A 6,172-nucleotide genomic window follows, 5' to 3' on the forward strand; every position below is an offset into this window, starting at 1 on the left:
GACCCGAACCTCGGAGTGGGTTTCAATCCAAACCCTCGCACCCCCCTGATTCGGCTTGTCGGGACGATACACCACCCGACATTTTCCAGAGATTTCCACCTCATGCCCGTAAATATTGCTTCGACCCCGTTTGACGGTAATGATTGGCTCTCGTTCGTTGTTCTTGTAATTGCGTTGAAGGGTTTGGGAGTTGACGTGAATAATCGTTTTGGCTGACTTTTTGGACTTTTTGGACTTCCGGTCTTTGGGCGTCTGGTTTTCAGGCTTCGGGTCTTCGCAGTTCCGATCTTCAGGCTTCGGGTTTGGGGAATTTTCCTCTTCGCAATCCCAAGTCGGAGCCGGACCGCGAGTGCCACGTTCGATCTTGGGTTTGCCGTTGAACAATGGCATCAGCCACATGTTGCCAGTTTTGTAAGCTCCTTTGACTCGACCGGTCACGAGCAAGATTCGCACTCGAGCGTTGGAGAGCTTCAAAATTTGTGCTGCTTGAGTGGTGCCAACTATCATCAGACTATTTGAGAACCGCAATAGTATGAGGATACCATTTGAATCGTGACGATCGCACTTCCTGACAAAATCCAAATCGCCGGCGCCACACTCGGGCAAAATTCCAATTGGGATGTTGATGATTCGATGAGCGAAACCGAACTCCGGGAGACTCCCCTCGGCCAACTTCTGGGTGCGTTGGAAATCTACGGCACCCAATGGGAAAACCATTGCCGACTGGGTTAGTTGGCAATGTTTGCCGCTAGACGAGCGTTACCCGGTTGGGAACTCTACTGCGATGGCAAGATTCGAGACTGCCGAGAATGCGATACGGGTTGTGCGGCAGCTTCGGCAGCACGCGCTGCTCGATTTGCCTGGAAAGGGAATTCGATCGATGCTTTAGAAGCCATTAGTTTTGCAGAAGCGGCATTCGACCAATAGCCCTTGGGATCGAAGGATGATTTTTGCACTTGGTCGATCGAGATTGCCATTCTCGCAGCCTACCAATGTCGAGGTCTCTCAATCTACGAACGCAATCTTTACCGCAGTTACAATCCCGATGAGATTCCGCTCGATCGGGAAAAATACGCTCGCGTTTGGCACTGAAAATATTGCAGTTAAAAATCGAAATAAATATAGGGCAAACTATCGGGCGCTAACAGCCAGACAACGTAGAAGCAAACCGGAACCAATAGCAATTCCACCGGCCAATTGAGCTTGAGCTTCAAACTTTTCTCCAAGAAGTAGGCCAATGCCATTAAACCCGATAACAGTAACAGTATCAGTGCCAAATCCGCTCGCGCCAACCCCAAACTCTCCACGTACACTTTCTCAGCAAACTGGGCATCGGCGGTTGAATTCCACAGGTGCCGGAATACCCAACCGGAATCTTGGAGGTTCGGCAGTCGGAAGAAAATCCAGGAGGAGAACACCATGACCTGCGTCATTCCCCAAGCCAAAAGTTTTCCCGGAACGCTCTGCCACCAAGCTTTGAAAAGGGTGACGCGATTAGAAACAGCATCGGTGAGGCGATGGGCAACTAAAGCCAACCCGTGATATCCCCCCCAAACCAAATAGCCTAACGGGTCGAGACGAGTGCCGGCGCTACCGTGCCAAATCCCCGCAACCAACATCACCAGCAGCAGGTTCATGCAAGTATTGAGCAAACCTTGACGGGAACCCCCCAGGGGAAAGTACAAATAGTTGCGCAGCCAATCCCCCAGTGTCATGTGCCATTGCCGCCAAAAATCGGCGATACTAGCAGTCATATAAGGAAAGTTGAAGTTGCGCGGGAGGGTCCAACCCAGGAGCATCGCACTCCCTCGGGCAATATCTACGTAGCCGCTAAAATCCAAGTACAGTTGGAAGCCGTAAGCCAACGTCGCCAGCCACAAATCGCCGCTTCCGGCTCGTTGTAAGTTCTCGAAGCACAAATCGACGTAGATACCCAGGTTATCGGCGAGCAATCCTTTTTTAATCGCCCCGCTGGCAATCAGCCACAGACCCTCGCTGACTCGTTCTACATCGGGGGTTTCTTGCTTGAGAAACTGTTCGCTCCACTGATGGTAGCGAGTAATTGGCCCGGAAATCAGTTTGGGAAAGAAGAATTTGTAGGAGGTGAATTGGAGTAAATCCTGGGTAACGGGTGCGCCTCGATAGACATCAATGAGGTACGCCAAACACTCGAAGCTGAAAAAACTGATCCCGAGAGGAGCGATAAAGTAGGGATTGAGCCAACTTTGCGCCCACCGGGATGCCATTTCCGATTCCGGGGAAAACAGCAGGGAGCCGTATTTGAAGCTCAGCAGTACGATAACGTTAAAAACGATACCTGCAATCAGAAGCCAGAGTCGCCGACGCTGCCACTTGCGCTGTTGGGCTTCCCAAACTTGGTTCGAGAGCTGCCAATTTTGTTTGTAGGCTTCCAACTCCTGTCCGTCGCCAATCGCCGCCCCCAATTTAAAATTGACCCAGCCACTGGCCAGGAGTAACGGCACGGACTGAAGCTGCACGGAACCGTAGAAGATTAAGCTCGCGACCAGCAACAGCCACAGACGAAACTGACGCTGCCGAACCCCCCAGTAGACAAAGATAATACTCAGGAGGAACAGTCCGTAGAGGAGAGAGAGGAAGGTCAAGTGGCTAGGCTCCCATGCAGGATCGAAAAGTTCAAAATGATTATAGGATCGATCGGGCTGACTCCGTCATCGGTTGATTTGCCGACGAAAAAATTTGGGGTCTTATCGCGATATTCATCCCAATTAGGACAGTCCAAATTAGCCCACCAGCATCTTTCTCCCCCAGCTCACGAACACCAGTGCCCTAACCTAAATACAGCTATAGCGGCGAACGGATGGGACTGGCCGGTGAAATCTGGAGAATCGCGATCGAGAACTTTGCGAGCATCTCGGAACTTTGATGGCTCGATCGCAGTCTTGTGAAGAAATCTAGGGTCGTCGATCGAATTCGATCGCCCCTTTGACATTTCGGTTTAATACATCTTGAGTTTCAAACGCTCCCTTGCTGCATCGACAAAATACGCCAACCAGAAAATAATTCCGGCAAATTTAAAACAGTCTTCTACAGCAGTTGCACTAGGAATAATCAGATCTAATCCGAGGGAGAATCCCAAAGCAATACTTGAAATAAACAGCAAGACATAGTTATTTTTGAGGATTGTGTAGCGGAAATAGATGAAGTAAGCAAAAATTAGGCAAAAATATCCCAGATAAACGTAATTTTCGGGAATTCCGAAAAAATTGGGAAAGACGATCTCGTGTAAGAGAAACTCATCATCTAAACCTAATAATGTACTGACTAAACCCGAGCACAGAAAAAAGCGATGATTGGAACCACGATCGATTAATCCAGATGCGAAAAAACAGATAGCCGCACTTGCCGTCCAGAGAAAAATACCAAGATGACTTAAAAAGCCAACAACGACGCTAGTATTGTAAACCTGTGCTGGGTCGCGGGTTAGATCGGTAAATGAATGTCCGGTTTTCAGGCTGAGCAAATAAGTGAAAATCACGCCGACTAGCGAGATTGACGTACAAGCCAGAATAATTTTTGCTAAGCGTAAAACCCGAGTGTCAAGGGATAAAAGTGGGCGAACGCGCATTGCAATTATATTTTTTTGACTTAGGTTTTGAATTCTTAAGTAAGAGAATACTAACCCCTTATTCAACGAACTGTCAATTTTTAAGTTGTTTGAAAAAGTAATTATTTTCGATCGCATATAAAATCTAATTTTTTGATTATTATTTGTGTATTCAAAAACTCATATCACTACACCAATAAAAGATGGTCAAATATAAAGCGAATTAGATAGTTTATATACTCTACTCTATGTAAGAGCCTTAACAGATCTATGTTGTTACCCAAATTTTAATCAACGTACTATAAAAACACACAAAAAACGTATAAAAATAACAAATCCAAGATGTTTGGCTCGATCGAGCGAACAATGCGATCGAGAAAAGAGTGCGAGGTCCGATCGCTCTCCTCACAAAAATGGCGATCGCGATCGAGAGGGAAACAATGTCCCCCCAGTCTTTGTCCCCGAGTATTTCTGGTGTGCGTGTCGGTCGTAGCATCTGCAACAAAAGAGGCTTTTCGAGCCGATTAGCCCCTTCTCGAACAGTTATCTCAACAACGAAACACTCCTCAAAAATACTCGATCGTACAGAGTTCTTGGCTGGTGCAACTTCTCCCTTGTCCCCTTGTCCCCTTGTCCCCTTGTCCCCTTGTCCCCTTGTCCCCTTGTCTCTCCGATCTCCCCATTACGCATCTCATGGCCGCGCGGGGCGCAGATTTTCCCGCTTAGTGGGAAAATAGGCCTACAAACCGCACACTCGATCGTTGACTAGCGTGACCGTAAACAAGTCAAATCCCGTTGCAAGCAAGCCCTGGAAGCAAACTTTGATTTCCTTGGGGGCGATCGTCGCCCTTGCTGGTAGCCTAAGCCTAGTGGCTGGTGGTGCTTGGATGGGGATACAGCTCATCATCAATCCAGATGCTATTCTCTGGCTGCCTCGATTTTTGCCCAAATGGACAGAGATTGCCGTCAGCAACCCCTCCGCTCCCCAAACCCTCGATACGATTCAAAACGATCTGCTCCAACAAGGTTTCATCGCAGGGAAACCAGTAACCCTGGCTTCCTCCCAAGGTCCCGGCTCGAAACCGGATATGCTGCTACCGGTCATCGCTCGTCGCAGCGCCTGTAGCGTATCGTGCGATCGCTTCGTGGAGTTGCGAGTCTACCAGCCAGTTGCCGACGAATTCAGTACCGGCGGCGATCGAACCTACTACTATCTCATCAATCAAATTCCCGTTACCGGCCCGGCGGAATCTTTCGTCATCGCCCCGTTATTCAATACCAACTCCACCTCCCCCGGCTCGAGTCGCCCTTTATCCCTGACAAAAGTTAAACCCTTCGAGCAAAAAACCCCCAGCCCCGGCGTGTGGTTCAATTTGATGGGGGAGCGCATCGAAGGAGATACTCGGGTCGCCTACGGACAGGTTTACCACTACAATCCCAGCCGCTCCCATCTGAGTATGATGGTGCAGTGGACGAGTACTGTCGGTAAAGTTCCCACCTGGCAAGAATTTACCGGGGGAGCGACGGCCGAACTCAAAATCGATCGCACCGTCGGACTCGAACCCCATTTCGAGGTGTATCAGGTTCAGCCCCGCGACTTTCTCCTCAATCCCATCCAACTCACCTCAATTTCGATTGCCGAACCCGCCATTGGGGGACGAACCTATAAAAATGCCCTGCTCCTGGCTCGCAATGGATTGTGGTCTCCGGCGTTGGAGATTCTTGAAACCCTCAAGCAAGTTCCAGAGGCTTCCTGGACTCCAGAAGCGCAAGCCCAATTAGATTTCATCAACTTGCATGCCAAAATTACGAGATCGAACGCCGATTCGTCTTGGGCAAATCCCAGCCAAGCAGTACTCGCTCACTTGATTGACGGTCGTTGGGAAGCGGCGTTGCAAATGTTTGAGGAGAATCCGGAAAACCGGGCGGCGATCGCGACGATGCTGCGCTCGGATTCGGGACGTTTGTGGAATCGGGTGGATGCCGAACTGCGGGTGAATTGGTATAACGATGGGGCTAAAGCTTGGGGGGCACTGTTGATTTCGGCCCAACAAAATCGCGGTAAAGCCATGGAGTGGTTGCGGGGACAGTCCAATAATTCACCGGGTTCCAATCAACGGATTATGAAGTTACTGGCCCAACTCGAAACGGCTTGGTAGAGTCAGTGCGTGGGGTGTGGGGTGCGAGGGACAAAATCAGAGTATCGGTGATGCGATCGCGCTCATCTCTTCGTCTAAAGTCCAATCTCTTGTAACTCTGTCTCAATCGAACTCGATTCCACTGCTGTATCGCGTTCCCATGATTCGTTTTCATCAAGAGCTATGTCACGGGTTAGATTTCGGATGGTCAATTCTCTCCATGCTGCCGATGCACTCGATTCTCACTTTAACGGTTGTTGTCAGTATTTAACGGAACTCGATTCTACAGTTAGCTCGCCTGAGCGGTCAAAGGCGCTTGATACAATCCCAACTTCTGCTGGAGCAACAATCCAAAGATGGGCAAATCTTCGAGCAAGTAACGCTTCCACAACCGCTGGGGTTCGCTCGCCAACCGGTAAGCCCACTCCAGACCCAACTCGCTCATCCA

The 6,172-nt window shown here is 49.5% G+C and carries 8 protein-coding genes; 4 read left to right on the top strand and 4 right to left on the bottom strand.

The features are described from left to right. A partial coding sequence (locus AC2215_RS17985; RefSeq protein WP_486811377.1) for a hypothetical protein occupies positions 1-507 on the bottom strand: 507 nt, incomplete at its 3' end. 45 nt (positions 508-552) lie between these two features. Here AC2215_RS17985 and AC2215_RS17990 point away from each other — a divergent pair. From AC2215_RS17990 to AC2215_RS18000, 3 genes are read left to right on the top strand one after another with little or no spacing between them, the layout of a single operon-like run. Further along, entirely contained in the window at positions 553-732 is a 180-nt protein-coding gene (locus AC2215_RS17990) for a hypothetical protein (RefSeq protein ID WP_486811378.1), read from the top strand. Between the two features lie 6 nt (positions 733-738). Next, entirely contained in the window at positions 739-927 is a 189-nt protein-coding gene (locus tag AC2215_RS17995; RefSeq protein ID WP_486811379.1) for a hypothetical protein, read from the top strand. A gap of 3 nt (positions 928-930) precedes the next feature. After that, positions 931-1,092 carry a hypothetical protein gene (locus AC2215_RS18000; RefSeq protein ID WP_486811380.1) on the top strand — a complete coding sequence of 54 codons (162 nt, stop codon included), beginning with the start codon at positions 931-933 and terminating at the stop codon, positions 1,090-1,092. A gap of 11 nt (positions 1,093-1,103) precedes the next feature. Here the strand turns inward: AC2215_RS18000 and AC2215_RS18005 are convergent, their stop codons facing one another. Both AC2215_RS18005 and AC2215_RS18010 read right to left on the bottom strand, forming a co-directional pair. Continuing rightward, the gene (locus tag AC2215_RS18005; RefSeq protein WP_486811381.1) at positions 1,104-2,624 is read right to left on the bottom strand and encodes an MBOAT family O-acyltransferase; all 1,521 of its coding nucleotides are present in this window, start codon (positions 2,622-2,624) and stop codon (positions 1,104-1,106) included. Between the two features lie 353 nt (positions 2,625-2,977). Further along, complete coding sequence (locus AC2215_RS18010) at positions 2,978-3,724, bottom strand: hypothetical protein (RefSeq protein WP_486811382.1); 747 nt, start codon at positions 3,722-3,724, stop codon at positions 2,978-2,980. Positions 3,725-4,356: 632 nt separating this feature from the next. On the opposite strand from AC2215_RS18010, the gene AC2215_RS18015 reads away from it, so the two are divergent. Continuing rightward, complete coding sequence (locus tag AC2215_RS18015; RefSeq protein ID WP_486811383.1) at positions 4,357-5,745, top strand: hypothetical protein; 1,389 nt, start codon at positions 4,357-4,359, stop codon at positions 5,743-5,745. 268 nt (positions 5,746-6,013) lie between these two features. Here the strand turns inward: AC2215_RS18015 and AC2215_RS18020 are convergent, their stop codons facing one another. Then, positions 6,014-6,169 (bottom strand): WecB/TagA/CpsF family glycosyltransferase, encoded by a 156-nt coding sequence (locus AC2215_RS18020; RefSeq protein WP_486811384.1) that lies wholly within the window; start codon positions 6,167-6,169, stop codon positions 6,014-6,016. Between the last annotated feature and the right edge of the window lie 3 nt (positions 6,170-6,172).

The organism is Zarconia sp. (genome assembly GCF_057467645.1).